The sequence below is a fragment of the Rathayibacter sp. VKM Ac-2760 genome, from assembly GCF_009834185.1.
Lineage (GTDB): Bacteria > Actinomycetota > Actinomycetes > Actinomycetales > Microbacteriaceae > Rathayibacter.
In genome coordinates this window covers 3,449,731-3,474,031 of sequence record NZ_CP047173.1, presented here as the reverse complement: position 1 = coordinate 3,474,031, position 24,301 = coordinate 3,449,731, and the positions used below count along the sequence as shown (strand labels likewise).

Genomic DNA, 24,301 nt, shown 5'->3' with positions numbered 1-24,301 from the left:
GGCCGAATGGCGGAGTTCAGCGCGAGTGTCTTTCAGAACGAGTTCCTCTCGGACGGCGCGACGGACGTGCACGCGATCGTGACGGTGACCGCCTCGGGGACGGGCGCGGCCGGCAGCGACGGAGCGGCCGCCGAGATCATCATCGTCGACTGCTCCGGCTCGATGACCGGCGAGAACATGACCGCGGCCAAGCGCGCCGCCGCCGTGGCGGTCGATCAGATCCTCGACGGCACCTTCTTCGCCGTCGTCGCGGGCTCCGAGCGCGCCGACCGCGCCTTCCCGTACCCCAACGCCTCCGTGTCGATGGTGCGGATGGAGCCGGGCGCCCGCGCGGCCGCGAAGGAGGCCATCGGCTTCCTCCAGGCCGACGGCGGCACCGCGATGGGCACCTGGCTGACCCTCGCCCGCCAGCTCTTCGGGAGCGTGCCCGAGGCCACCCAGCGGCACGCGATCCTCCTCACCGACGGCAAGAACGAGCACGAGTCGCGGATGCAGCTCGACGCGGCGATCCGCGCGGCCGGCGGCGTCTTCCAGTGCGACGTGCGCGGCGTCGGCTCCCGCTGGGTGGTGGAGGAGGCGCGCACCATCGCCAGCGCGCTCCTGGGCACCGTGGGCCTCATCGCGAACCCGGCCGACATGGCCGCCGACTTCGAGCAGCTCATCCAGGCGTCGATGGGCCGCGGCGTCGCCAACGGCGAGCTGCGCGTCTGGACGCCGCAGGGTGCGCAGCTGCTCTTCGTCCGCCAGGTCGCGCCGAACCTGGAGGACCTCAGCTCCCGCCGCACCCCGGTCAACCCGCTGACCGGCTCCTACCCGACCGGCGCATGGGGCGACGAGTCGCGGGAGTACCACGTCGCCGTCCGCGTCGCCTCGAAGCCGGTCGGCGCGGAGCAGCTGGCCGCGCGCGTGCAGCTGAGCGTCCGCGACGAGGTGGTCGCCTCCGCGCTGGTCAAGGCGCGCTGGACCGACGACTCCGCGCTCACCGCCCGGATCGACCCGGCCGTCGCGCACTACACCGGGCAGACCGAGCTGGCGTCGGCCATCCAGGACGGGCTCGCGGCGAAGGCCGTCGGCGACGACGCGACCGCGACCGTCAAGCTCGGCCGCGCCGTGCAGCTCGCCGCCGCCACCGGCAACGACGAGGCGACCTCGAAGCTGCGCAAGGTCGTCGAGATCGACGACCCGAACGAGGGGACGGTCCGGCTGAAGCGCGGGGTCGCGAAGCTCGACGAGATGGCGCTCGACACCGCCTCGACGAAGACCACCCGGGTGCGCAAGTGAGCTACCGCTGCCCGGAGGGGCACACCTCCGCCTCCGGCGACTACTGCGACGTCTGCGGCGCGCCGATCGCGCCCGCCGCGCCGTCCGCTCCCGCGCCCCGCGCTGCGGACCCGACGACCGCGATCCCGACCGGTCCCGCCGTCTGCCCGAACTGCTCCTACCCCAACGAGGCCGGCGCGCTGTTCTGCGAGAACTGCGGCTACGACTTCACCACCGGCTCGCTGCCCGAGGCCGGGCCGTTCACCGAGTCGGGGGCCGTGCGCGCGCCCGGAGAGGTCGGCGGCTCCGCGACGCCGGCCGGCGACCCGGCCGTGCACCCGGGGGAGGCGCCCGCTCCCGGCTTCGACGTGCCGGTCGCCTCGCCGCCGCCCGCCGCCGCTCCCGCCACCGAGGTGATCCCCGAGGTCACCGGGAGCACACCCACCGCCGCGCCGGCTGTTGCGGCGCCGGCTGCCGTCGCCCCGGCCGCGGAGGAGGACGACCCCTGGATCGCGGAGATCTGGGTCGATCCCGACTGGTACGCCGAGCAGCGCGCCGAGGACCCGATGCCGTCGGCCGGACCGCCGACGATCGTCGTGCTGCGCGAGCGCTCCCTGCTCGTCGGCCGGCCCTCGGCCTCGCGCGGCATCTCGCCGCAGATCGACTGCGGCACCGACTCCGGCGTCTCGAGGCGCCACTGCCAGCTCAACACCGACGGCTACCGCTGGTGGGTCGAGGACCTCCAGTCCGCGAACGGCACCTACCTCGCCGCAGCCGGCGCTCCGCTGCCGCAGACCCCGATCCCCACCGGCCAGCGCCGCGAGATCGAGGAGGGCGACCGCGTCTACGTCGGCGCCTGGACCCGCATCGTCCTCCGCCAGGCCCTCCCGGGCGAGGCCTGACCCTAGCGGATCGAGGAGCCCGCGGAGCCGGTCCCGCCCTTGCTGATCGAGTAGCCCGCGCAGCGGGCGCATCGAGATCCACCCTCATCGAGAGCTGAGCTGTCGGCCCACGTTCTGGAGGGCGTGGTCTCGATACGCCGCTGCGCGGCTACTCGACCAGCGGGGGGCGGCCGCTGCGCGGCTACTCGATCAGCGGGGGGGACGTCAGCGGGCGCGGAGCGCGAGCGCCGGGTCCTGGCGGCTCGCCGTCCATGCGGGGATCGTCGAGGCGGCGAGCCCCGTCAGGAGTCCGATGCCGAGCCCCGCTGCCGGCAGCCAGGGTTCGAGGACCGGAGTCCAGCCCTGGAGCCCCGCGATCACGAGCGTCGCGGCACTCCCGACGGCCACGCCCACCGCTCCGCCGAGGAGGCCGATGAGGAGGCCCTCGGCGAGGAAGAGCCGTCCGACCGCGCTCCTGCTGGCGCCGACGGCCCTGCGCAGTGCGATCTCGTGAGCCCTCGCCTGCACGGAGAGGTGCAGGGTCGTGGCGGCGCTGATGGTGGCGAGGACGAGCAGGATGAGGGAGATCAGTGCGATCAGGGCGCCGAGGTCGCTGCCGATGCCCGTCCGGAGATCGCGGAGGTCGGCGACGGTCTCGACGCCGAACCGTCCGGGATTCGCGGGATCGAGTCGAAGGGGGAGTGCCTCCGCCACGGCGGCGGGGAATCCGGGCTCGGTGCGGATCAGGAGTGTCGTCGTGACGTCCGCCGAGCCCTGCAGGACATCGGGGGAGACGATCACCGAAGCGGCGAGGTCGGCCTGCCGAGGCCCGGAGTCGAGGACGCCGACGACATCGACCGTGCGGCCGTTCACCCAGAGCCGGCAGCCCGGTCCGGGCGGCGGGAGCTCCAGGACGCCGGCAGCGTCGCGGCCGACGATCGCGATCCCGCGCATGGACGGACTGTCGAGGAGTCCGAAGGTGTCCGGACCCACGGGCGTCGCACCCGTGAGCCGCAGGTAGTCCGAGGAGGCGGACATGAGCCTCAGCGGCGATCCCCTCTCCGGCTCGGACGGCGAGAGGCGCTGGATCGAGCCGGAGCCGCCCGACGCCACGGACGCGGAGCCGACTCCGACGACGCGCGGCAGGGAGGTCGCGGACGCGATCCACCCGGACAGACGGTCGTCGTCGTCGCGCAGGAGACCCGTGCCGCCGGGGACCGAGACGCGCACCTCGTCGAGGGCGGCTGCGCTCAGCCGGTCCGCGACGCTTTCGGAGGCGCTCTCGCTGACCCCGATCGAGGCGACCAGACCGCCGATGCCCAGCGCGAACGCGAGCAGGAGGAACAGGGTCCGAGCCAGCCGGGTGGTGACGACGTCGACGGCGTCGCCGAGGTCGTCGGCGAGCGCCGTGACCCAGCGGTGAGGACTCCTGCGCGACGGATCCGCCTCCTCGGCGCCCTCCTCCGCGGCGGCTCTCTGCGCTGCTGCTCGCGGCGGGGTCGCCGTAATCGGGTCGACGGTGCCGTCGACGATCCGGACCGTGCGATCCGCGGCCGCCGCGATCGCCTCGTCGTGGGTGATCAGGACGACGGTGACTCCGCCGGCGTGGAGGTCGCGAAGGGATTCGAGCACCGCCGTCCCGTTGGCCCGGTCGAGATTGCCGGTCGGCTCGTCGGCGAGGACGATCCGCGGCCGGGTGGCGATGGCGCGCGCGAGGGCGAGGCGCTGCTGCTCACCGCCGGAGAGGACCCGCCCGGCGGCGTGCGCCCTCGCCTCCACGCCGAGCCGGGCGAGGGCGTCCAGCGCCCGGGTGCCGCGCTCCGCGAGCGGGACACGCTGCGTGCGCAGGCCGAGGGCCGCGTTGTGCAGTGCGGAGACGTCGCCGAGGACGAACGACTGCTGGAAGACGAATCCGAAGACCCGGGACCGGAGCCGGTCGCGCTCGCGCTCGCGCAGAGAGGCGACCTCCGTCCCGAAGACGCGGTAGCTGCCCGCCGTCGGAGTGTCGAGCAGGCCGAGGACGTTCAGCAGCGTGCTCTTCCCCGAGCCGGACGGACCGACGATCGCGACGAACTCCCCCTGCCGCACGGTGATGCCGATGTCCCGGATGCCGGTCGCGGGGTCGGCGCCGAAGGTCCGGGTGATCCCGGTCAGCTCGAGGGCGGCGCGCGCGGGAGGAGTGCCGACGGTCACTGCAGGATCACCTCGCTCCCGGGTGCGAGGACGTCGCCAGCGATCGCGGTCCAGCCGTTCCCCGAGTAGTCGACGGTGACGGGCACGCGCCGGGGTTCCGGCTGCTCCGCTCCTGCCTCGGCGCCGTCCGCCACGAGGACGAAGGTCCCCTCGGCGTCCTGCCGGAGGGCGACCGTCGGCACCGCGAGGGACTCCTCGTGCTCGGCCTCCGGAAGGACTGTGACGCTCAGCCCCCGCGAGAGCCCGGCGAAGGCGGGATCGGCCGAGACGACCGTGACGTCCCGGCCCGGCGCCTTGCCGTCCGAGGTCTCGACGAACTCCCCGATCGCCGTGATCGTGCCCGCCAGCTGCCGGGTGTCGGCCTGGACGCTCACCTCCTGTCCGTCGGTCAGCGTCGCAGCGCTCACCGCGTCGGCCCGGAACGAGACGGTGTTCGGAGAGGTGCGGACCGTGACCAGCGGGGCCTCGGCCGTGACCGTCGCGCCGAGCGGGAGGGCGTTGGTCACGGTCGCCTCGGCCGTCGCCAGCGCTACGAAGCTCGCGAAGGGGATGAGCGGACCCGGGGGCCGGACGACGCGGGGCTGCTGCACCTCGGGCGTCGGAGAGGGGGTGGGCTCCGACGGGTCAGGATCGGTCGGCGACGGTTCCACCGTCTCGGGGGCGGCGGCGGTCGGCGCAGGGAAGCCGTTGTCGACGAAGAGCTCCGTCACGGCGGCGGTGGTCCGCCAGTCCACCCAGCCCGTCACCTCGACGTCCGCCCCGGTCTCGCGGAGCGCGCGCTGGAGGGAGGAGACGTCGTCGCCCTCGTCCTCCGTGCGCAGATCGCGATAGAGCGCCAGCGGACCGGGCACGGCGAAGACGGGACGTCCCGAGACGGCGCCGACGAGGCTCCCCGGTCGGACCACGTCGCCGACGTCGACGGTCCGTCTGGTGACGACGGCCGGGACTCCCGAGGGGATCGTGCTGAGCGTCTGCTCGCTCCCGGCGACGACGCTGCCGGCGAACGCCGTGCGGGAGTCGACGACCCGTCGCTCCACCGGCGCGGTGACCCGGATCGTCTGCTGCGCCTGGCTCCCGGGTCCGGGGTCCGGCGCCTGGACGAGGAGTCCGGTCAGGAAGGAGGCCGTGATCGAGCCGAGCAGGACCAGGGCCGCGACGACCGCCCGCAGGGGGTGCTCGATGCGCCGGAGCCGCGTGCTGCTCGGCACTGCACCCCCGCCGTCAGCCATGCGCGGCGATGTACGCGCGCGCGGCCTCGAGGAGCTGCTGCTTGCGCTCCTTCTCCTCGTTCAACGCCGCTTGATTCGCGTCGATCAGTGGCTGCTGGTATGCGGCTTCGAGGTCGGCGAGCGTCTGCGTCAGGCGGGTGTCGGTGTTGCAGCGGGCCTCGATCGAGGCGAGCCGGATCCCCTCCTCGCTGCTCCCCGCTCCTTCGTTCCCCAGCAGCTCGTAGGACTGCTTCGTCAGGTAATCCTCACCTGTCTGGGGGGTGAGTCCGGCGTCTTTCAGGCACTGCTCCCACGGCTCGCGGGCCCGGTGCCAGCGCTCGTCCTTGCGTGCCTTCGTCCGCGCTTCGCTCTCCAAGCGGGAGACGACACTGTTGAGGCGTTCGTCCTGCGGCGGAGTGACGGCACCCATCGCGTCGACCACCGATTCGTCGTCCTGATTGCAGGCGTCGTACGCTGCGGACCACTGCACGCCACCGGCCGCTCGGGCGTTCTCCAGCGCGATGTCCATCGGCGACGTCGCGAAGTCGAAGCCGTAGCGCGCTGCGCGCTGCTCCTCCCAGAGTCCGAACGTCCGGTCATCGAGGTCGGTCGCCGGGTCGGGCTGCGTGCGGGCGGGAGAGGTCGTGAACCCTTTCGACTTCACGCACTCGACGATCACCGCCCGCGCAGCTGCCTTGAAGACCTGGTGGTCGGCATGCCTCCCGTAGAACGCGTACTCGTCCAGCGGCATGACGATCTCGCCGCTGACCGAGTCCAGGTAGGCATGCGCGGAGTCGTCGGGCTTCGTCGCGCCGACAGTGCAGCCGCAGAGCACCGACAGAGAGGCGAAGGCGCCCAGGGCGCCCCGGAGGATTCGTCCGCCGGGGCGCCGTCGTCGACCGCTCATCAGTTGTAGCTCTGGATCCGGTCGTTCCAGGTCTCCAGCCGGATCAGTCCCAATGCCTCGTCCTGTTCTTCATGGTTCATCCCCATCGATCGAACTCCGACCTGCGGTCATCGAGCTCTTGACCGGATGGGACATCACGGTACGTGAGCCTTCGTCGACTCACAAAGCCTTGTCGCCTTGCGCGCGCTCGGTGGCGCTCGGTCCATCCGTCTGAGAAGCCCGCGGAGCGGAGGCCTCGAGTCGCGGTCGCTCAGGCACGAGGCCGACGGCCTGCGCATGGGAGCCGGGGGTCTCGATATGCCGAAGCGCGGCTACTCGACCGGCATCGGGTGCGCGTTCCCCGCTTTTCCCGCGGGCGCTGCATGCAGATCGAGTAGCCCGCGGAGCGGGCGTATCGAGATCCCCATCGTCAGGACGCTGAGGCTGCAGACCCGTCCTGCTGGTGACGGTGGGTCTCGATACGCCCCTGCGGGGCTACTCGACCAGCATGACGCGGCGCAGCCGCGTCCTTTCCCTGACCATCGAGACGCGGTGCGGCTTCGCCGCTCGACACGCCGCTGCGCGACTCCCCGACCGGCATGAGGCGCGGCCGCCCGACGAGCAGGCTCTCGGCTCAGCGGCCGGCGAGCATCCCGAGCATCCAGGAGAGCGCGGCGATGGCGCCGACGCCGACGACACTGGAGCCGATGATCACGCTGCGGCGGACGCGCGCGGAGCGGCCGTCGGGAGCGGCGGCATCCGCTGCGGGGGCCGCCGCGGTCATCCCCGCGCGCAGTCGGTGCGCGACCTGGTCGGCGGTCGGCCGCTTCGCCGGGTCGCGGTCGGTCATCGAGGTCAGCAGCGTCCGCCAGGCCGCGGGCAGCGTCGGCGGGACGACGGGGGAGCGGTTCAGCCGCGCGATCGCCGCCTCGAGGACGGTGCCCGAGTACTCGCGGTGGCCGGTCAGGGCCTCCAGCAGCACGAGGCCGAGGGAGAAGACGTCGCTGGCGCCGCTGATCGGCTCGCCGGCCACCTGCTCCGGACTGACGAAGCTGGCGGTGCCGATCACGATGCCGTCGCTGGTGAGGCGCGAGCCGTCCATGAAGTGAGCGACACCGAAGTCGGTGAGCTTGGCCGTGCGGGTGTAGCCGCTGGAGGCGACTTCGCTGACCAGGATGTTCGCGGGCTTCACGTCGCGATGCACCACGCCGCGCTCGTGCAGGTAGGCGAGCGCCTCGGCGAGCTGAGTGCCGATCGCGGCGACCTCGTCCGCTGCCATCGGGCCCGGCTCGAGCCGCGCCTCGAGGGTCGGGTCGGCGACCAGCTCCATCACGACGTAGCGGCGCACCTCGCCGCCGAAGTTGTGCAGGCCCGCGTCGAAGAGGTTGACGATGCCGGGGTGCGCGAACGAGCTGAGCATCCGCACCTCGCGCTCCTGGCGGGCGACGTCCTCCGGGTTCGAGGCCTCGGCGCGGAAGACCTTCACGGCCACGTCGCGCTGCACGGTCTCGTCGCGCGCCCGGTAGACCGAGCCCATCCCGCCCGAGCCGATGCGCTCGATCAGGTAGTAGCGACCGGCGACGCGCTGCTGGGCGGCGTTGGCGGCGATGGTGCTCACGACGACCCCGCCTTCTGCTGGAGCGACGCGCTCCGGGGCGCCCCGGATAGGCGCCTGGGTGTACGGTACCGCGGCCCCGCACCATCGGGGGGCGCAATAGCCGGGATTGACATACGGCCGTGATAGAAGCAGTCGATCGCGACCGTTCCCAGGAACGGGCGGCGCCCGATCAGCGGAGTCCGCTGCGCGCGAACCCCTGCACGAAGTAGCGCTGGAAGATCAGGAACAGCACGACCATCGGCAGCACGTTCACCAGTGCGAAGGCCATCGTTCCGCCGTAGTCGCTGCCGAACTGGCCCTGGAGGTAGAGCAGTCCGATGGGGAGGGTGAAGAGGACGTTCTCCTTGAGGGCGATCAGCGGCCAGGCGAAGTCGTTCCAGGAGCCGAGGAGCGACATGAAGAAGAGGACGGCGATCAGCGGCTTCGAGAGCGGCAGCACGATCCGGGTGAAGACGCGGAAGTGGCCGGCCCCGTCGATCCGGGCCGCCTCGATCAGGTCGCGCGGGATGGCGAGGATGAACTGCCGCGCCAGGAAGAGCCCGAACGCCGAGGCCGCCGTCGGCAGGATCACCGCCCAGTAGCTGCCGTAGAGGCCGAGGTCGGTGACGAGCCGGAAGAGCGACACCATGATCACCTGCACGGGGAGCGTCAGCGTCGACAGCGCCAGGAGGAAGAGCACGCCGGAGCCGCGGAAGCGCAGCTGCGCGAAGGCGTAGCCGCCGAGCAGGTTGATCGCCACGGTGATCAGCGCGGTGGTGAGGCTGATCGCGAGCGAGTTGCCGAACCAGGTCGCGACCGGGAACGAGTCGAAGACGCGCTCGAAGTTGGCCAGTGTGAACTCGCGCGGCCACAGGCGCAGCGTGCCGCCGAGCAGCTCGGCGCGCGAGGAGAACGCGACGACGAGCATCCAGTAGAGCGGGAAGAGGATGACGACCGAGACGAGGATCGCGAGGACGAGCCGGAGCGCGGTGGTCGAGCGGGAGACGCGGTTCATTCGACGAGGTCCCTCGAGCGGTTCGTGCGCCACTGCACGGCGGTGAAGATCATGGTCAGGATCAGCAGGACGATGCCGATCGCGGCCGCGTAGCCCTGGTCGCGGGTGACGAAGCCGGTGTCGTAGGCGTAGGTCACCAGCACCGAGGTGGAGTTCTGCGGCCCGCCGCCGGTGAGGACGAAGACGATGTCGAACACCTGGAACGAGTAGATGACGTTGAGGATCAGCAGGAAGAACGTCGACGGCCCGACCAGCGGCACCGTCACGTGCCGGAACTGCTGCCAGCCGTTCGCGCCGTCGAGCCGCGCCGCCTCGTAGAGCGCGGGGTTCACGCCCTGCAGCCCGGCCAGGTAGATCAGCATGTTGAAGCCGGTGCGCCACCACAGGGTGACGAGGATCACGGAGGCGAAGGCCGCCGCACCGCCCGACTGCCAGGCGATCCGCGGCAGGCCGATGGTCTGCAGCAGGCCGTCGAGCACTCCGCTGTTCTCGTCGAAGATCAGCACGCCCATCAGCGCCGTGGCGACGCCCGAGACGGCCATCGGCAGGATCAGGATCGAGCGGAAGACCGGCCGGGCCGGCAGCACCGAGTTCAGCAGCACCGCGGCGCCGAGCCCGAGCGCCATCGACAGCGGCGTGACGATCAGCGTGAACAGCGCGGTGTTGAGGGTCGAGCGCCAGAACAGCGGGTCGCTCAGCAGCCGGCCGTAGTTGTCCAGCCCGATGAAGACGCCGTCGCCGAAGCCGTTGGTGCGCTGGAAGCTGAGCAGGAACGCGCCGATCAGCGGCACGAAGACGAACAGTGCCAGCATCAGCAGGTTCGGCGCGAGGAACCCGTAGGCCGCGACGGTCTCGCGGGCGGGCGCCCTGGAGTGGCGGCGCGGGCGCGCCGTCACCGCCGTCGGCGGGGGCAGGGTGCGGGTCACTGGGGCGCGCCGCTCACTGCACGGCGGTGGCGATGCCGGAGGTGAGGTTCGCGATCGTGTCCTCGGTGCTCTGGCCGCCGACGAACGCCTGCTCCAGCTGGTCCTTCAGCACCGCGATGATCGCCGCCATGTCCGGCGAGGCGACCTGCGCCGAGTCGGACGCCTGCACGGTGCCGGCCTGGCCGAGGAAGACCTCGGCGAGCTCGGGCCGCACCTCGAACTCGATGCCCGACTCGGTCAGGTCGCGACGGGTGGGCAGCAGCGAGGCGCCGGCGCAGAAGTCGCGCATCGACTCCTCCTCCGTCACGAAGGCGAGGAACGCCGCCGCCAGCTCCGGGTTCGCGGTCGCCTTGGTCGCGACGAGGGCGTTGCCGCCGAAGTCGCCGCCGCCGCGCACGTTCCGCGGCGAGTAGGTCGCACCCCACTCGAAGTCGAGCGTGGACTCGGCGTCGGGGATGAGGAAGGCGCCGCCGAAGGTCATCGCGGTCGTCTGCGAGTACCAGAGGTCGCTCGCGTAGGTCGTCGCCTGGATCGAGCTGCTCGGCGGGACGAGGCCGTCGGTGAAGAAGCTGCGGCTGAAGTCGATCGCGGCGCGGCCGGCCTCGGAGTCGATGGCCGGGGCGGACAGGTCCTCGGTGAGGAAGCGGCCGTCGGCCTGGAAGAGCAGGCTCAGCCAGCGGGTGACGCCGTTGCCCTGCCAGTTGTAGGCGAAGGGGTAGCGCTCGGCGGGGAGCGAGGCGCGCAGCTTCCGCCCGACCTCGGTGAACTCGTCCCAGGTCCACGCCTCCTCGGGCGAGGCGGGGAAGTCGGTGATGCCGGCGGTCGCGAGCGCCTCGGTGTTGTAGAGGATCAGCGAGGTGTCGGTGTGGTGCGGCACACCGAACGGGCTGCCGTTGCTCTGCACCGCGGCCCAGGCCGGGTCGGTGAAGCGCTCGGCCACGTCCGCCTCGAGGTGCGGCGTGAGGTCGAGCAGCTGGTCGCGACCGGCGTAGCTGCCGAAGGTGTAGTACGGCACGCGGAAGACGTCCGGCGGGTTGCCCGCCTGCAGCTGCGCGTCGATGTTGGTGAACATCTGCTCGTACGGCACCGAGTTCAGCGCCACGGTCGAGCCGGGGTTCGCCTCCTGGAAGCGGTCGATCGCTCGCTGGAAGCCGGCGAGCTCGGCGTCCGTGCCCCAGGTGGTGAAGGTCAGCGTGCCGCTGTCCGCGCTCGCGGCGGGGCGGGCCGGCGCGAAGCCGCAGCCCGCGAGCACCGGCACGGCGGCCGCGACGCCCAGCGCGCTGAGGAAGCGGCGGCGGTCCAGCACCGCCCGGTCGAAGGCGCTCCGGAGAGCGGTGGCGTCCAGCGCAGTCGTGTTCCGGCCCATGATGGCCTCCCCTCGGGGGCCACAGGCGGGCTCCCGGAGGGAGGCTAACGCGGAGGAGGCGCGCGGTGCCGGGACTGGACGGATCGCCGATCCTGTGAGAGGAGCCGGTCAGCTGCGGCGGCCGAGCATCCCCTCGAACGAGCCGTCCAGCGCCCACGGGTCGGCGGGAGCGCGGGAGGTGCGCGCCGCCTCGGTCGCGAGCTCGCGGCCCGCCCGCTCGATGCGCGAGGGCAGCGCGCGGCCGTCCTCGGTGGCCCCGCCCCAGTCCTCCGTCGCGGCGAACACCGTCGTCGACAGCGGAGCCGCGTGCAGGTAGCTGAAGAGCGGGCGCATCGCGTAGTCGACCGCGAGCGAGTGCCGGGGCGAGCCGCCGGTCGCCGCGAGCAGCACGGGCAGCCCGCGCAGCGCCTCGGTGTCGAGCACGTCGACGAACGACTTGAAGAGCCCGCTGTAGCTGGTGGTGAAGATCGGCGTGACGGCGATCAGCCCATCGGCTCCGGCCACCGCGTCGAGCGCGGTCTGCAGCGCGGGGCTGGCGAAGCCGGTGAGGAGGTTGTTCGTCACGTCGTGCGCGAGGTCGCGCAGCTCGACGACGCTGCGCTCGACGGCGAAGCCCTGCTCGGTGAGCGAGGCCTCCGTCGCGTCGGCCAGGCGGTCGGCGAGCAGGCGGGTGGAGGACGGCGTGCTGAGGCCGGCCGAGAGGACGGTGATCCTGCGGGTGTCCATGGTGCCTCCTAGGCGCTGACAGCGACGGGTGCGACGGCGGGCTGCTCGGCGCGGGCCGCGACGAGCGAGGAGTGGGTGGGCGCGTCCGGCACGTGCGCCGGGCGGCCCTCGGCGAAGCCCGCGCGCAGCGCCGGCAGGATCTCGCCGAGCAGGTCCATCTGCTCGAGGACGGTCTTCAGCGGCAGACCGGCGTGGTCCATCAGGAACAGCTGGCGCTGGTAGTCGCCGACGTACTCGCGGAAGCCGAGGGTGCGGTCGATGATCTCCTGCGGCGAGCCGACGGTGAGCGGGGTCTGCTCGGTGAAGTCCTCGAGCGAGGGGCCGTGGCCGTAGACCGGGGCGTTGTCGAAGTAGGGGCGGAACTGCGCGACCGCGTCCTGCGAGTTCTTCGCCAGGAAGATCTGCCCGCCGAGCCCGACGATCGCCTGGTCGGCGCTGCCGTGGCCGTAGTGCTCGAAGCGCTGGCGGTAGAGCTGCACCATCTTCGCGGTGTGCGAGGCGGGCCAGAAGATGTGGTTCGCGAAGAAGCCGTCGCCGTAGTACGCCGCCTGCTCGGCGATCTGCGGCGAGCGGATCGAGCCGTGCCAGACGAACGGCGCGACGCCGTCGAGCGGTCGCGGGGTCGACTGGAAGCCCTGGAGCGGGGTGCGGAACTGGCCCTCCCAGTCGACGAACTCCTCGGTCCACAGCCGGTGCAGCAGGTCGTAGTTCTCGATGGTCAGCTCGATGCCGCGGCGGATGTCCTTGCCGAACCACGGGTAGACCGGGCCGGTGTTGCCGCGGCCGAGCATCAGGTCGACGCGGCCGCCGGCGAGGTGCTGGAGCATCGCGTAGTCCTCGGCGAGCTTCACCGGGTCGTTCGTGGTGATCAGCGCCATGGCGGTGCTGAGCTGGATCCGCTCGGTCTTCGCCGCGATGTAGGCGAGGGTCGTGGTGGGGGAGGACGACCAGAACGGCGGGTTGTGGTGCTCGCCGAGGGCGAACACGTCGAGGCCGATCTCCTCGGCCTTCTCCGCGATCGCGAGGGTCGCCGCGATCTTCTCGGACTCGCTGGGCGTGCGGCCGGTCGTGGGGTCGGTGGTGATGTCGCTCACCGTGAAGATGCCGAACTGCATCGGGCGCTCCTTCTCTCCGTGGCCCCGTCCTGGCGAGACCTAATCCATGCGTTCGCATGTACATCCTCATCCAACCACGGAGAGCTGGATTCATTCCCGCCACTCGGTCGAGCACTCAGGAGCGCGTCAGTGAGGGGATGCGGGCCACCCCGTCGACGACCTCCTGGGCGAAGCTCGTCGTCTCGTCATCGAGAGCGACGAGGGCGTCTCGGGCCTCTTCGAAAGCTCCCACCAGGTCGCGGCGGAGCCGACGGATCTCGTCGACGGCTCGACCGCCGTCCACCCCGAGCTTCTTCGCTTCCTTCGCGAAGCCTGCTTCGGACATCGCATCGAAGCGGTGTTCGCCGTCGATCGACATCGCTGCCTGTGGCGCTTCACCCCTGGCGCCGAATCGCAACCGATCGTCGAGATAGGGGGCGATGGTGTTCAGGTCGTAGAGGGGCGCGAGCCGAGAGGAGGCGCCGTCGAGCAGCATCGAGTAGTTCTTGATGTGTGCGTCGGTGCAGTAGGCGACGCTGTTGAAGGCGACTCCACGGAAGAACTCCCATCCGATCTGCACTCTCTGGCTGTCGCTGAGTGCGAGAGCGCGGATGAGGGTCGCGACGGCGCCGATCCCCGGTCCTCCGTCCCGTCGCTGGTACTTCTTCGCCGGATCCGTCGACAGGGCCTGTCCCAGGTCTTCCTGATGCAACCGCCGGACGACTCCGTCTGCTCCGAGCTCTCGGTCGTAGCGTTTCGAGACGAAGACTCGGTGCGGCCCTATCTCCTGAATCCAGAACTCGGCAGTCGCGAGACCCAGGGTGTTCGCCGCGGTCGACGTCACGTATTCGACGACGTCGACGCGCCTGAATCCGTCCGGCGCGACGGGCTTGAGGATGTGGGTCGTCGGCGTCGCGCCCACTGCCCGTGCCCACCCGCCTCGGTCGCGAACGAGCGCGATCTTGGGTTGCGCTCCGGGAAGAGAGAAGCGCTGATCGAGGCGCGCGTCCGCAGTCCCGTCTCGGTACTCGTCGATGACGAGGCGGAGCTGTTCAGCGACGTCCTCGTCGGCCAGTGCCTCTGTCGCGGTTCGGTCACCGTCCGCGTCAGTGGATCCTTCTCCAGGAGGAAGAAGCTGAACGGCTCCAGGAGCGTCTGATCCGGTGTGTTCGAGGATGGCGAAGGGGTTCTTCGGATTGACATCGAAGCGTCGAGCAATGGCGCTCCGTGCTGCCTCGTTGTCGGGGAGGAGTCCGTTGAGCCAGGGCAGGACCTTCCGCTTGCTGTGGCGCTCCACGGCCTTGCTCATCGATAACGAGAGGGGTGTGCTCAGCGAGTCGCGCCTGTATTCGTCGTCGTAGACGAAGACGGTGTCGCCCGTGCTCTCCTGCAGAAAGGTTCCGGCTCTTCTGCCGTCGAGGTAGGCGACGAGCTCACGTGCGGTGGGCATCGAGCGCCCTTTCTTCGAGCCCGTACCCCAGCGCTCGGAGCACGTCGAGCACCGCACCGATACGGGCATTGGGGTTGCCGCGCTCGAACTCGTTCACCCACTTCCGGGAGAGTCCCGCGCGCTGGGCGAGCTCGGCCTGGCTGAGGCCCGCGTCCTCGCGCATCGAGACCACCAGCTGCCTCAGATCGTTCACTCCGCTGAACACCGCTCGCCCCCTCCGCCGGTGTAACCGTACGGCTACACACCACACTGTAACCCATCAGGTACTACTCGTGGTGTAACCGCTCGCACCCAGGCCGCGATGACACCCGAGGATCACATCTCCCTTCGACGGGGTGCAGCAGGTGACGAATGAAAGCTTCAGATGCCACAGCGGGCCAGGCTGTCAGCTGTAGATTTCAGGAGGTGTCGCATGGTTGCACGACGGTCTCCTCGTCGCTCCCTCCAGCTGGCCGAGGTCGGAGCCAACATCCGGCGCTGGCGAGCGGTGAACGGGATGACCGCATCCGCCCTCGCCGAGCGGGCGGGCGTCACGCGCGAGACGCTGCGCCGTCTCGAGGCGGGGGACGGCTCGGCCCGCTTCGACTCCGTCGTCGCAGTCCTCGGGGCGCTCGGCATCGCCGACTCCCTGGTCCAGGCGACCGACCCCTACCGCAGCGAGACGGCGCGTGCTCGCATCGACGCGATCCTCGGCGCCGGCGGCTTAGTGTGACGGTTGGGCCAGCGGGCCCTCGCCCTGGAGTGACGAGCCGCCATCTCGCCCTCCGGCCGGACGAAACATCCCCGCAATCTGCCCCGCACTAGAGTCGTGCCATGGGTGACCTCTTCGACGGATACGGGTCCCAGAAGGTCGAGCGGCCCCGTGCGGGCGCCTCACCCTGGGACGAGATGTTCGCCGATGTCGCGGCGACGAGCGGCCCCGCCGGCGTCCGCGACTCCTACCGCGACATCTACTCCTCGCTCGCGCGGATGACGCAGGAGGAGCTGCGCGGTCGCACCGATGCGCTCGCCTCCTCCTATCTCGCGCAGGGCGTCACCTTCGACTTCGCGGGCGAGGAGCGGCCCTTCCCGCTCGACGCCGTGCCGCGCGTGATCGAGAGCGCCGAGTGGTCGGTCGTGCAGAACGGCGTCAAGCAGCGGGTCCGCGCGCTCGAGGCCTTCCTCGCCGACGTCTACGGTCCGCAGAACGCGGTCAAGGACGGCGTGATCCCCGCGGCCCTGCTCTCCAGCTCCAGCCACTTCCACCGCCAGGCCGCCGGCATCGAGCCGGCCAACGGCGTGCGGATCCAGGTCTCCGGCATCGATCTGATCCGCGACGAGGTCGGCGACTGGCGGGTCCTCGAGGACAACGTGCGGGTGCCCTCGGGCGTCTCCTACGTGATCTCGAACCGCCGGGTGATGGCGCAGACGCTGCCCGAGCTGTTCGTCTCGATGCGGGTGCGGCCGGTCGGCGACTACCCGAACCGCCTGCTTCAGGCCCTGCGCGCCTCCGCCCCCGAGGGCGTCGACGACCCCACCGTGGTCGTGCTCACCCCCGGCGTCTACAACTCGGCCTACTTCGAGCACACCCTGCTCGCCCGCCTGATGGGCGTCGAGCTGGTCGAGGGGCGCGACCTGTTCTGCACCGGCGGCAAGGTGTTCATGCGCACCACCTCCGGGCCGACCCGCGTCGACGTGATCTACCGCCGGGTCGACGACGAGTTCCTCGACCCGCTGCAGTTCCGCGCCGACTCGATGCTCGGCTCGCCCGGGCTGATGCTCGCCGCTCGCCTGGGCAACGTCACCATCGCGAACGCGGTCGGCAACGGCGTCGCCGACGACAAGCTCGTCTACACCTACCTGCCGGACCTCATCCGCTACTACCTCTCGGAGGACCCGGTGATCAAGAACGTCGACACCTGGCGCCTCGAGGATCCGGGTGCGCTCGAGGAGGTGCTCGACCGCCTCGACGAGCTCGTCGTGAAGCCGGTCGACGGCTCCGGCGGCAAGGGCCTCGTGGTCGGTCCGGCCGCCTCGGCGAAGGAGCTGGCCGAGCTGCGCTCGCGGCTCCAGGCCGACCCGCGCGGCTGGATCGCCCAGCCGGTCGTGCAGCTCTCCACCATCCCGACCCTCGTCGACGACGGGATGCGGCCCCGGCACGCGGACCTCCGGCCCTTCGCGGTCAACGACGGGAACGACGTCTGGGTGCTGCCCGGCGGTCTCACCCGGGTCGCGCTGCCCGAGGGCCAGCTCGTCGTCAACTCGTCGCAGGGCGGCGGGTCGAAGGACACCTGGGTCGTCGGCCTCGAGGGCCAGCAGCTCACCGAGCCGGACGCGCACGACATCTCGGGTCTCGTCGAGGACCAGGCGGCCGTGACCACTTCGATCCCGATCGTCTACCCGCTCAACCACACGCCCGACCAGTCTCCGCAGGACGCGGCGAACCACGACCAGGACCAGCAGCAGCAGCAGCAGTCGCGCGCCGCAGGGGAGGACGACTGATGCTCTCCCGGATCGCCGAGTCGCTGTTCTGGATCGGCCGCTACATCGAGCGGTCCGACGGCACCGCCCGCATCCTCGACGTGCACCTGCAGCTCCTGCTCGAGGACCCGTGGATCGACGAGGACACCGCCTGCCGCTCGCTGCTGTCGGTGATGGGCTCCACCGCGCCCGACGACATGAAGGAGGTCACCCGCGCCGACGTGCTGACCATCCTCGCGATCGACCGCACGAACCCCGCCTCCATCGCCTACTCGCTCGGAGCCGCCCGCGAGAACGCGCGGCGCGCCCGCGAGATCGTCTCCACCGAGCTGTGGGAGTGCCTCAACACCACCCGCACGCGGATGCCGCGCCGGGTGACGGGGGAGCGCGTCTCGGAGTTCTTCGGCTGGGTGCGCGAGCGCTCGGCGCTCGCCGTGGGCATCATCGAGTCGGCCACCTCACGCGACGAGGCCTGGCAGTTCTTCACGCTCGGCCGCTCGATCGAGCGCGCCGACATGACCGCCCGGCTGCTCGCCACCCGGTCGCTCACCGAGGCGAGCGGACCGTCCTGGACGACGATCCTGCGCTCCTGCGGGGCGTACGAGGCGTACCTGCGCACCTACCGCGGGGTGCCGAGTGCGCGGAACGCGGCGGAGTTCCTCCTCCTGGACCGCCTCTTCCCGCGGTCGATCCTCTTCTCGGTGTCGCGCGCGGAGATGTGCATGCGCGACATCGAGCCCCGCACCGGCCGCGTCGGCCACTCCGGCGATGCGCAGCGGGTGCTCGGCCAGATCCGCAGCGAGCTCGAGTACCGGCCGATCGCCGAGATCCTCGAGGACCTGCCGCGGCACATGGACAGCGTGCAGGAGGCGACCTCGTCGGCCTCCGAGGCGATCCGCCAGCGCTACTTCCCCACCAACGTCATGCCGAGCTGGATCGGGGAGGCGCTGTGAGCAGGCTGCGCATCACGCACACGACAGGATTCACCTACCGGGGCGACGTCGTCGCGTCCTACAACGAGGCGAGGATGCTGCCGGCGTCCTCGGACGGGCAGCTCGTGCTCTCGTCGAACCTCGTGATCCGCCCGGTCACCTCGGCGCACAGCTACACCGACTACTGGGGCACCCGGGTCTCGTCGTTCGACGTGCTCGACCCGCACCAGGAGCTCTCGCTCACCGCGACCTCGCTCGTCGAGATCCGGCCGAAGGCGCACCCCGACCACCCGGTCGGCTGGGAGCAGCTCGCCGACCAGGTGCAGACCCGCACCGAGTACGTCGAGCAGCTGAAGCAGACCACGCGCACCGCGCCGCCCGAGGACCTCGTCGCGCTCGCCCGCGGCCTGGCCGACGCGGCCGAGGGCCCCTGCGACGCAGCGCTCTCGATCGCCGAGACGATCGGCCGCGAGATGACCTACCGGCAGGGCGTCACGGGCGTGCACTCCACGGCGACCGAGTCGTGGACCGTCCGCGAGGGCGTCTGCCAGGACATCACCCACATCGTCCTCGGCGCGCTGCGCTCGGCCGGCATCCCGGCGCGCTACGTCTCCGGCTACCTGCACCCGAAGCCGAACGCGGCGATCGGCGAGACCGTGGTGGGCGAGTCGCACGCCTGGGTCGAGTGGTTCTGCGGCGGCGCCTGGCGCGGCTACGACCCGACCAACCTGATCGACATCGGCGACCGCCACGTGATCGTCGGCCGCGGTCGCGACTACAACGACATCGCCCCGCTGCGCGGCGTCTACGCCGGCCCGCACTCCTCGAAGCTGTTCGTCCGGGTGGAGATCACGCGCGAGGCGTGAGGGCGGGGGTCGTCACGAGGGCGACCTCCTCCTGGGCGGCGGGCTCGGGGGCGCGGGCACGGCGGCGGCTGCGGAGGTACCAGCCGGCGCCGATCGCGGCGGCGACGGCGCCGGAGGAGGCGCCGACCAGCATCGCCCAGCGCGGGCCGTAGGCGTTCGCGACCCAGCCGATCAGGGGCGCGCCGATCGGGGTGCCGCCCATGAAGATCGCCATGTAGAGCGCCATCACGCGGCCGCGCATCTCCGGGGTCGTCGAGAGCTGCACGTAGCCGTTCGCCGAGGTCATCAGCGTCTGCGCGGCGATCCCGACGAAGGGGAGCAGGATCGCGAACGCCCAGACGGTCGGCATCAGGCCGGCCAGGGCGAGCGCGACGCCGAAGGCCGCCGCGGCGCCGACGATCAGGCGCAGCCGGGGGCGGTCGCGCCGGGCCGAGAGCAGGGCCCCGATCACCGAGCCGACGGCGATCGCGGAGGAGAGCAGGCCGAACTCGCTCGCGCCCATGTCGAACTCGACGGTCGCCATCGTCGAGGCGAAGATCGGGAAGTTGAGGCCGAAGGTGCCGATGAGGAAGACGATCGACAGCACGACGAGGATGTCGGGGCGGCGTGACACGTAGCGGAAGCCCTCGAGCAGCGCGCCCGGGCCGCGGGTGGCGCGGGGAGCGGAGCGCAGCTGCTCGCGGTGCAGGAAGCGCAGCGAGACCAGCACCGCGACGAAGCTCGCGGCGTTGAGGAGGAACACCCAGCCCGAGCCGACCGCGGCGATCAGGACGCCCGCGAGCGCGGGACCGATCATCCGCGCCGAGTTGAACGAGGCGGAGTTGAGCGAGACGGCGTTGGAGAGGTCGCGCTCCTCGACCAGCGCCGAGACGAAGGTCTGGCGGACAGGGGCGTCGATTGCTGCGGCGAAGCCCAGCAGCAGCGCGAAGACGTAGACCATCCAGAGCTGCACCACGCCGGTCACCACGATCAGGCCGAGTCCGAGGCCGAGCACGGCCATCGCGGCCTGCGTCGCCATCAGCAGCTTCCGGCGGTCGAAGCGGTCGGCGATGAAGCCGGAGAAGGGCACCATCAGCAGCTGCGGCCCGAACTGCAGCGCCATCGTCACCCCGAGCGCCGTCGCGTCGTGGTCGGTCAGGTCGTTGATGACGATCCAGTCCTGGGCGGTGCGCTGCATCCAGGTGCCGATGTTGGAGACCATCGCGCCGGCGAACCAGATCCGGTAGTTCGGCACGGCGAGGGAGCGGAACATCGCGCTCATCGGTCCGCCACCTCGCGCAGCAGCGCGGCAGCGTCGTGCAGCAGCCGGCGCTGGTCGGGGTCGAGCTCGCGGAGGCGGGCGATGAGCCAGGCGTCGCGGCTGCGGCGCACGTCGAGGACCAGCTCGGAGCCGCGCGCGGTCGCGCGGATGCGGGTGACCCGCCCGTCGGTCGGGTCGGCGAGGCGCTCGACGAGTCCGTCGTCGGCGAGGCAGCCGACGGTGCGGGTCATCGACGGCGGGCGGACCCGCTCCGCCTCGGCGAGCTCGCCGAGGGTGCGCGGGCCCTCGCGGTGCAGCAGGGCGAGGACGCCGAACTGCGCGTCGCTCAGCTCGTGCTCCGCCTTCTCCTGACGCAGACGGCGGCTGAGCCGGCCGACGGCGACGCGCGTCTCGCCGGCGAGGGCGGGGAGATCGGTGTCGGCAGGGGGCGGGGTCACATAGTTAGCCTAACAAAAGAACTGCCAGGAGGAGGTGGATCTCTACACGGCCTCTGCGAGGGCTACTCGATCAGCGAGGCAAGGGGCGCGCAGCGGCGTGCCTTTTGCTGGTCGAGTAGCCGCGGAGCGGCGTATCGAGACCCGAGCCCCGCAGTGCCCCCCGTTGTGGCCGCACCGTTCGCGACACCTGGGCGGGGGAGTCGGCGGTGGCTACGGTCGGAGCAGACCGGGCCGGGGACACCATCGCGTTCGGTGACCTGGTCCGAGACGGCCGCCCGACCCGAACGGGCGGCTCCCGCGCCCCGGCCCGGTCTCGCGCTCCGCAGGCCGAGCCCGCCGCGGCTACGTGCGCCGGGCCGTCCGCACCGCGCCGACGCTCGCCGCCACGACGAGCGCGATGCCGACCGCCTCGATCGCGGTCAGCCGCTGGCCCAGCACCAGGAAGCCCGAGAGCGCCGCCGCGCCGGGCGCCAGCGCCATCAGGATCGAGAACGTCGACGAGCGCAGGCGCCGCAGGGCGAGCAGCTCCAGCGCGTACGGCAGTGCCGAGGAGAGGACGGCGACCGCGAGCCCGAGCAGCAGCACCGGCGGGAGGACGAGGGCCGGGCCGGCCGCGGCGATGCCGAACGGCAGCGAGACGAGCGCGCCCGCCGTCAGCGCGAGCGCGAGCCCGTCGAGCCGGGGGAAGCGCCCGCCGGTGCGCCCGGCGAAGACGATGTAGGTGGCCCAGAGCGCGGCGGCGCCGAGCGCGAAGGCGACGCCGACGGGGTCGAGCACCGAGAATCCGCCCTGCGAGAGCACGACGACGCCGCCGAGGGCGAGCGCCGCCCAGAGCAGGCTGACCAGGCTCCGCCCGGCGATCACCGACAGCACCAGCGGCCCGAGCACCTCGAGCGTCACCGCCGCGCCCTGCGGGATCCGGGCGATCGCCTCGTAGTAACAGGCGTTCATCCCGCCGAGCGCCAGGCCGTAGGCGCCGACGGTCGCCCAGTCCGAGCGGGAGTAGCCGCGGATCCGCGGCCGGCAGACCACGAGCAGCACCAGCGCCGAGAAGACCAGCCGCAGCGTGACCGTCCCGATCGGCCCGGCCGCCGGGAAGAGCAGCACCGCGAAGGACGCGCCGAGCTGCACGCTCGCGATCGATCCGAGCACGAGCCCGATCGACGCCGCACCCGCCCGAGCCGGCGGCTCGGCCCGTGACGGCGGCACGCCGCTCAGCTCGAGCGCCGCTGCTTCTGCACGGGCGGGACGTTGTAGCCGAGCAGGCCGACCCCGGTCTCGTCCCAGAGCAGCGTGGTCAGCGAGACGTTGTCGACGGCGGGGAAGGTGTGGCGGTAGGTCTCGGGGTTGATGCCGAGGTAGGCGCAGAGCAGGAGGCGGATGAGGGTGCCGTGGCAGACCACCAGTACGCGCCCCTCGGGGTGGTCGCGGTGGATCCGCGCCAGCGCCGTGTTCGCGCGGGCGACCGCGTCGAGACCGGACTCGCCGCCGGGCATCGGCTGGATGGCGGGGGCGGCCACCCAGGCGCGGTACTCGTCCGGGAAGCGCTGCTCCATCTCGGTGTTCGTCAGGCCCTCGCCGCGGCCGAAGTCGACCTCGACGAGCGCCGGGTCGAGCTGCACCTCGAGGTGCGCGGCCCGCGCGGAGGGGACGGCGGTGCGCACCGCGCGCACGAGCGTGGAGGAGTAGACCGCGTCGAGCTCGGCGTCGACGGCCCAGGACGCGAGGGTGGCCGCCTGGTCCTGCCCGAGGGCGGTCAGCGCGATGTCGGAGGAGCCCGCGTAGCGGTTCTCGGAGTGCCAGACGGTCTCTCCGTGCCGGGCGAGGATGAGGATCGTCACCGGACGAGCCTACCGAGGCCGCCGGGGAGAATCCGGCGGCTCAGGTGAACCCGGCCGCTCACGCCGCGCGCACGTCGTAGTGGGCGTCGACCAGGACCGGGAGGTGGTCGGACACCCCCTGCGGCAGCGTGGAGACCCGCTCGATGCGCACCGAGTCGCTGATCGCGAAGTCGAAGTGGCCGCTGAAGTAGCGGTAGCGCGCGTAGGTCGGGGAATCGCTCCGCGACACGAGGTAGCCGTTCTGCGTCATCCTGCGGTCCAGTCCGCGGAAGAACCAGGGGTAGTTGTAGTCGCCGACCATGATCGACGGGGTCTCCGGCGCGTACTCGCGGAGGCGGTCGAGCGCCTCGCCGATCTGCTTCCGGCGCAGGGCGTTGCCGGCGGAGAGCGGGGCGGCGTGGAAGGACGAGACGGCGATCGCCCCGCCCTCGCGGTCCTCCAGCCGGACGGCCAGCAGACGCTCGTGAGCGGGGGACATCACGCGGTCGTGCATCGACTTGCTGAGCTCGAACGCGGCGCTGCCGACGAGCTCGAATCGGGCCTGGGAGTAGTACACGGCGAGCCCGAGGCGGTTGCGCGCGGTGACCGACGCGAGCCGCAGATCGCCGAGCTCCTGCGGGAGCTTCGTGGTGTCGCACTCCTGGAGGCAGAGGACGTCGACGTCGTGGCGGGCGGCGAGAGGGGCGATCTCGCCGTGCGCCCTGTGCTCCCGGAGGTTGTAGGAGATCACCCGGAGGGAGCGTTCTTTCGGCTGCATTGCGCCAGTGTAGGGCCGCCGGCGGGGGCCTCCGGCGACGTTCCGGCGAACACGGAGGGACGACGGCGAGCCCCCGCGCTTCCCGGCCGGCGCGGAGCCGACGGGGGAGGCGCGAGGGCCCTGGAGGAGGCGGTCAGTGCCCGGCGGCGCCTGACGCGTCGGTGTCGTCCTCGGTCTCGGCGTCCGTGCCGTGGACGCCGTCGGTGGGTCCCCAGTCGGGCAGGGGCGGGTTCTGCTCCTCGCCCGCGGCGTCCACGCCGTCGGGGCCGTCGGGGGACGGGCTGCCCACCTCGTCGAGGCCCGCGGGGGTACCGGTGCCGGCGCCGCCGGTCGTGATGCCGCTGTCGCCGGAGGTCGGTTCGATGTCGTTCTCGGAGCTGCTCATGCCTCCACGCTAGGACCCCTCCCGAGACCCCGGTAGCCCCTTGCGTTCGGCCCCTGTCCCACTGACGAGGGGCGGCCCCGGCGCGGTGGCGGTGTCCTCGCGCGGAGGACACGATCGGGCCTGCCCCGCGTCCTCTGCGGAACCGGCCGCGCCTCGCGTTCACCGACAGGAAGGCTCCCTCGTGACCCACGTCTCCCCGCCCCGCTCCGACTCCGACCGCCTCGTCACCCGCCGCTCCGTGACGGCCGCCGCCGCCTGGACGGTGCCGGTCGTCGCCGTCGCCGTCGCGACTCCGTCCGCCGCCGCCTCGCTCGTCGAGGTGGGCGCCTTCAGCCTCTCCGGCTCCTGCGGCACCCTGGGCATCATCGGACCGGGCTTCCTGCTGACCGCCGGCGCGCAGGAGCTGCCGGTCGGCACGACCGTGGTCGTCACCGGCTCCGGCGTGGCGAACATCGGCGTCTTCTCGGTGTCGGGCGGCACCGCGAACGTCGCGGTCCTCAGCGGCACCTCGCGGCTGATCACGCTGACCTCCGCCGTGCCGGCCGGTGCGACCGTCTCGTTCCGCACGACGCTGTCGATCTCGGTCGCGTTCGGGCTCACCGGCGTCGCGACCCTCCCCGAGGGCTACGTCGGCACCGGCGCGAAGACCGCGGCGAGCGTCTCGAGCACGCTCGTCCTCTGCTCGGCGACCTGAGCCGCCGGCCGGGCCGAACCGCCGGCGCCGCCGAACGACGAAGGCCCTCCCGCTCCGGATCCGGAG

Annotated in this window: 24 protein-coding genes; 7 read left to right on the top strand and 17 right to left on the bottom strand. The window is 71.9% G+C overall.

The features are described 5' to 3' along the window. The first annotated feature begins 6 nt into the window (after positions 1-6). The gene (locus GSU72_RS15855) at positions 7-1,281 is read left to right on the top strand and encodes a VWA domain-containing protein (protein ID WP_159985903.1); all 1,275 of its coding nucleotides are present in this window, start codon (positions 7-9) and stop codon (positions 1,279-1,281) included. Then, complete coding sequence (locus tag GSU72_RS15850; RefSeq protein WP_159985902.1) at positions 1,278-2,162, top strand: FHA domain-containing protein; 885 nt, start codon at positions 1,278-1,280, stop codon at positions 2,160-2,162. The genes GSU72_RS15855 and GSU72_RS15850 overlap by 4 nt, the downstream gene beginning before the upstream one ends. 204 nt (positions 2,163-2,366) lie before the next feature. On the opposite strand, the gene GSU72_RS15845 is transcribed toward GSU72_RS15850, so the two are convergent. The 11 genes from GSU72_RS15845 to GSU72_RS15795 form a co-directional block, all read right to left on the bottom strand. Next, on the bottom strand, positions 2,367-4,334 hold the full coding sequence (locus GSU72_RS15845) for an ATP-binding cassette domain-containing protein (RefSeq protein WP_159985901.1): 1,968 nt from the start codon (positions 4,332-4,334) through the stop codon (positions 2,367-2,369). Beyond that, entirely contained in the window at positions 4,331-5,563 is a 1,233-nt protein-coding gene (locus GSU72_RS15840) for a hypothetical protein (protein WP_159985900.1), read from the bottom strand. Before GSU72_RS15840 ends, GSU72_RS15845 begins: the two co-directional genes overlap by 4 nt. After that, positions 5,556-6,449, bottom strand: a complete 894-nt coding sequence (locus GSU72_RS15835) for a hypothetical protein (RefSeq protein ID WP_159985899.1) — start codon at positions 6,447-6,449, stop codon at positions 5,556-5,558. Before GSU72_RS15835 ends, GSU72_RS15840 begins: the two co-directional genes overlap by 8 nt. Positions 6,450-7,062: 613 nt before the next feature. After that, positions 7,063-8,046 carry a serine/threonine-protein kinase gene (locus GSU72_RS15830; protein WP_159985898.1) on the bottom strand — a complete coding sequence of 328 codons (984 nt, stop codon included), beginning with the start codon at positions 8,044-8,046 and terminating at the stop codon, positions 7,063-7,065. Positions 8,047-8,215: 169 nt separating this feature from the next. Next, complete coding sequence (locus GSU72_RS15825) at positions 8,216-9,040, bottom strand: carbohydrate ABC transporter permease (RefSeq protein WP_159985897.1); 825 nt, start codon at positions 9,038-9,040, stop codon at positions 8,216-8,218. Continuing rightward, positions 9,037-9,966 carry a sugar ABC transporter permease gene (locus GSU72_RS15820; protein WP_244255849.1) on the bottom strand — a complete coding sequence of 310 codons (930 nt, stop codon included), beginning with the start codon at positions 9,964-9,966 and terminating at the stop codon, positions 9,037-9,039. The genes GSU72_RS15825 and GSU72_RS15820 overlap by 4 nt, the downstream gene beginning before the upstream one ends. Positions 9,967-9,979: 13 nt before the next feature. After that, complete coding sequence (locus GSU72_RS15815; protein ID WP_159985896.1) at positions 9,980-11,332, bottom strand: sugar ABC transporter substrate-binding protein; 1,353 nt, start codon at positions 11,330-11,332, stop codon at positions 9,980-9,982. A gap of 108 nt (positions 11,333-11,440) precedes the next feature. Beyond that, positions 11,441-12,058 (bottom strand): FMN reductase, encoded by a 618-nt coding sequence (locus GSU72_RS15810; RefSeq protein WP_159985895.1) that lies wholly within the window; start codon positions 12,056-12,058, stop codon positions 11,441-11,443. A gap of 8 nt (positions 12,059-12,066) precedes the next feature. Continuing rightward, entirely contained in the window at positions 12,067-13,173 is a 1,107-nt protein-coding gene (locus GSU72_RS15805) for an LLM class flavin-dependent oxidoreductase (RefSeq protein ID WP_159985894.1), read from the bottom strand. 115 nt (positions 13,174-13,288) lie between these two features. After that, positions 13,289-14,602 carry a HipA domain-containing protein gene (locus GSU72_RS15800; RefSeq protein WP_159985893.1) on the bottom strand — a complete coding sequence of 438 codons (1,314 nt, stop codon included), beginning with the start codon at positions 14,600-14,602 and terminating at the stop codon, positions 13,289-13,291. After that, positions 14,586-14,807 (bottom strand): helix-turn-helix domain-containing protein, encoded by a 222-nt coding sequence (locus GSU72_RS15795; protein WP_244255848.1) that lies wholly within the window; start codon positions 14,805-14,807, stop codon positions 14,586-14,588. The genes GSU72_RS15800 and GSU72_RS15795 overlap by 17 nt, the downstream gene beginning before the upstream one ends. A gap of 159 nt (positions 14,808-14,966) precedes the next feature. On the opposite strand from GSU72_RS15795, the gene GSU72_RS15790 reads away from it, so the two are divergent. The 4 genes from GSU72_RS15790 (at position 14,967) to GSU72_RS15775 (ending at position 18,860) form a co-directional block, all read left to right on the top strand. Continuing rightward, positions 14,967-15,314 carry a helix-turn-helix transcriptional regulator gene (locus tag GSU72_RS15790; protein ID WP_348272762.1) on the top strand — a complete coding sequence of 116 codons (348 nt, stop codon included), beginning with the start codon at positions 14,967-14,969 and terminating at the stop codon, positions 15,312-15,314. 101 nt (positions 15,315-15,415) lie between these two features. Then, positions 15,416-17,083 carry a circularly permuted type 2 ATP-grasp protein gene (locus GSU72_RS15785; RefSeq protein WP_159985891.1) on the top strand — a complete coding sequence of 556 codons (1,668 nt, stop codon included), beginning with the start codon at positions 15,416-15,418 and terminating at the stop codon, positions 17,081-17,083. Further along, positions 17,083-18,015: an alpha-E domain-containing protein gene (locus GSU72_RS15780; protein ID WP_159985890.1), complete on the top strand. Its 933-nt coding sequence runs from the start codon at positions 17,083-17,085 to the stop codon at positions 18,013-18,015. Before GSU72_RS15785 ends, GSU72_RS15780 begins: the two co-directional genes overlap by 1 nt. Further along, complete coding sequence (locus GSU72_RS15775) at positions 18,012-18,860, top strand: transglutaminase family protein (protein ID WP_159985889.1); 849 nt, start codon at positions 18,012-18,014, stop codon at positions 18,858-18,860. The genes GSU72_RS15780 and GSU72_RS15775 overlap by 4 nt, the downstream gene beginning before the upstream one ends. On the opposite strand, the gene GSU72_RS15770 is transcribed toward GSU72_RS15775, so the two are convergent. From GSU72_RS15770 to GSU72_RS15745, 6 genes are all read right to left on the bottom strand, one after another. Then, entirely contained in the window at positions 18,844-20,121 is a 1,278-nt protein-coding gene (locus GSU72_RS15770) for an MFS transporter (protein ID WP_159985888.1), read from the bottom strand. The two genes, GSU72_RS15775 and GSU72_RS15770, sit on opposite strands and share 17 nt — an antisense overlap. Further along, complete coding sequence (locus GSU72_RS15765; protein WP_159985887.1) at positions 20,118-20,558, bottom strand: MarR family transcriptional regulator; 441 nt, start codon at positions 20,556-20,558, stop codon at positions 20,118-20,120. Before GSU72_RS15765 ends, GSU72_RS15770 begins: the two co-directional genes overlap by 4 nt. A gap of 342 nt (positions 20,559-20,900) precedes the next feature. Further along, positions 20,901-21,710, bottom strand: coding sequence for an EamA family transporter (locus tag GSU72_RS15760; protein ID WP_244255846.1), 810 nt, complete (start codon positions 21,708-21,710; stop codon positions 20,901-20,903). Positions 21,711-21,772: 62 nt separating this feature from the next. Continuing rightward, entirely contained in the window at positions 21,773-22,399 is a 627-nt protein-coding gene (locus tag GSU72_RS15755) for a histidine phosphatase family protein (RefSeq protein ID WP_159985886.1), read from the bottom strand. A 58-nt stretch (positions 22,400-22,457) separates the two neighbouring features. Then, a complete protein-coding gene (locus GSU72_RS15750; protein ID WP_159985885.1) occupies positions 22,458-23,156 on the bottom strand; it encodes an endonuclease/exonuclease/phosphatase family protein in 699 nt (232 codons plus the stop codon). Between the two features lie 133 nt (positions 23,157-23,289). Continuing rightward, positions 23,290-23,541 carry a hypothetical protein gene (locus GSU72_RS15745; RefSeq protein WP_159985884.1) on the bottom strand — a complete coding sequence of 84 codons (252 nt, stop codon included), beginning with the start codon at positions 23,539-23,541 and terminating at the stop codon, positions 23,290-23,292. A 181-nt stretch (positions 23,542-23,722) separates the two neighbouring features. On the opposite strand from GSU72_RS15745, the gene GSU72_RS15740 reads away from it, so the two are divergent. Beyond that, a complete protein-coding gene (locus GSU72_RS15740; RefSeq protein ID WP_159985883.1) occupies positions 23,723-24,235 on the top strand; it encodes a hypothetical protein in 513 nt (170 codons plus the stop codon). Positions 24,236-24,301: the final 66 nt, after the last annotated feature.

Bases quoted from the DNA above. Each gene is read 5' to 3' on its own strand.
- GSU72_RS15855 (WP_159985903.1), top strand. From the start codon at position 7: ATGGCGGAGTTCAGCGCGAGTGTCTTTCAGAACGAGTTCCTCTCGGAC.
- GSU72_RS15840 (WP_159985900.1), bottom strand. From the start codon at position 5,563: ATGGCTGACGGCGGGGGTGCAGTGCCGAGCAGCACGCGGCTCCGGCGC.
- GSU72_RS15835 (WP_159985899.1), bottom strand. From the start codon at position 6,449: ATGAGCGGTCGACGACGGCGCCCCGGCGGACGAATCCTCCGGGGCGCC.
- GSU72_RS15825 (WP_159985897.1), bottom strand. From the start codon at position 9,040: ATGAACCGCGTCTCCCGCTCGACCACCGCGCTCCGGCTCGTCCTCGCG.
- GSU72_RS15815 (WP_159985896.1), bottom strand. From the start codon at position 11,332: ATGGGCCGGAACACGACTGCGCTGGACGCCACCGCTCTCCGGAGCGCC.
- GSU72_RS15810 (WP_159985895.1), bottom strand. From the start codon at position 12,058: ATGGACACCCGCAGGATCACCGTCCTCTCGGCCGGCCTCAGCACGCCG.
- GSU72_RS15805 (WP_159985894.1), bottom strand. From the start codon at position 13,173: ATGCAGTTCGGCATCTTCACGGTGAGCGACATCACCACCGACCCCACG.
- GSU72_RS15800 (WP_159985893.1), bottom strand. From the start codon at position 14,602: ATGCCCACCGCACGTGAGCTCGTCGCCTACCTCGACGGCAGAAGAGCC.
- GSU72_RS15790 (WP_348272762.1), top strand. From the start codon at position 14,967: ATGCCACAGCGGGCCAGGCTGTCAGCTGTAGATTTCAGGAGGTGTCGC.
- GSU72_RS15785 (WP_159985891.1), top strand. From the start codon at position 15,416: ATGGGTGACCTCTTCGACGGATACGGGTCCCAGAAGGTCGAGCGGCCC.
- GSU72_RS15780 (WP_159985890.1), top strand. From the start codon at position 17,083: ATGCTCTCCCGGATCGCCGAGTCGCTGTTCTGGATCGGCCGCTACATC.
- GSU72_RS15770 (WP_159985888.1), bottom strand. From the start codon at position 20,121: ATGAGCGCGATGTTCCGCTCCCTCGCCGTGCCGAACTACCGGATCTGG.
- GSU72_RS15750 (WP_159985885.1), bottom strand. From the start codon at position 23,156: ATGCAGCCGAAAGAACGCTCCCTCCGGGTGATCTCCTACAACCTCCGG.
- GSU72_RS15745 (WP_159985884.1), bottom strand. From the start codon at position 23,541: ATGAGCAGCTCCGAGAACGACATCGAACCGACCTCCGGCGACAGCGGC.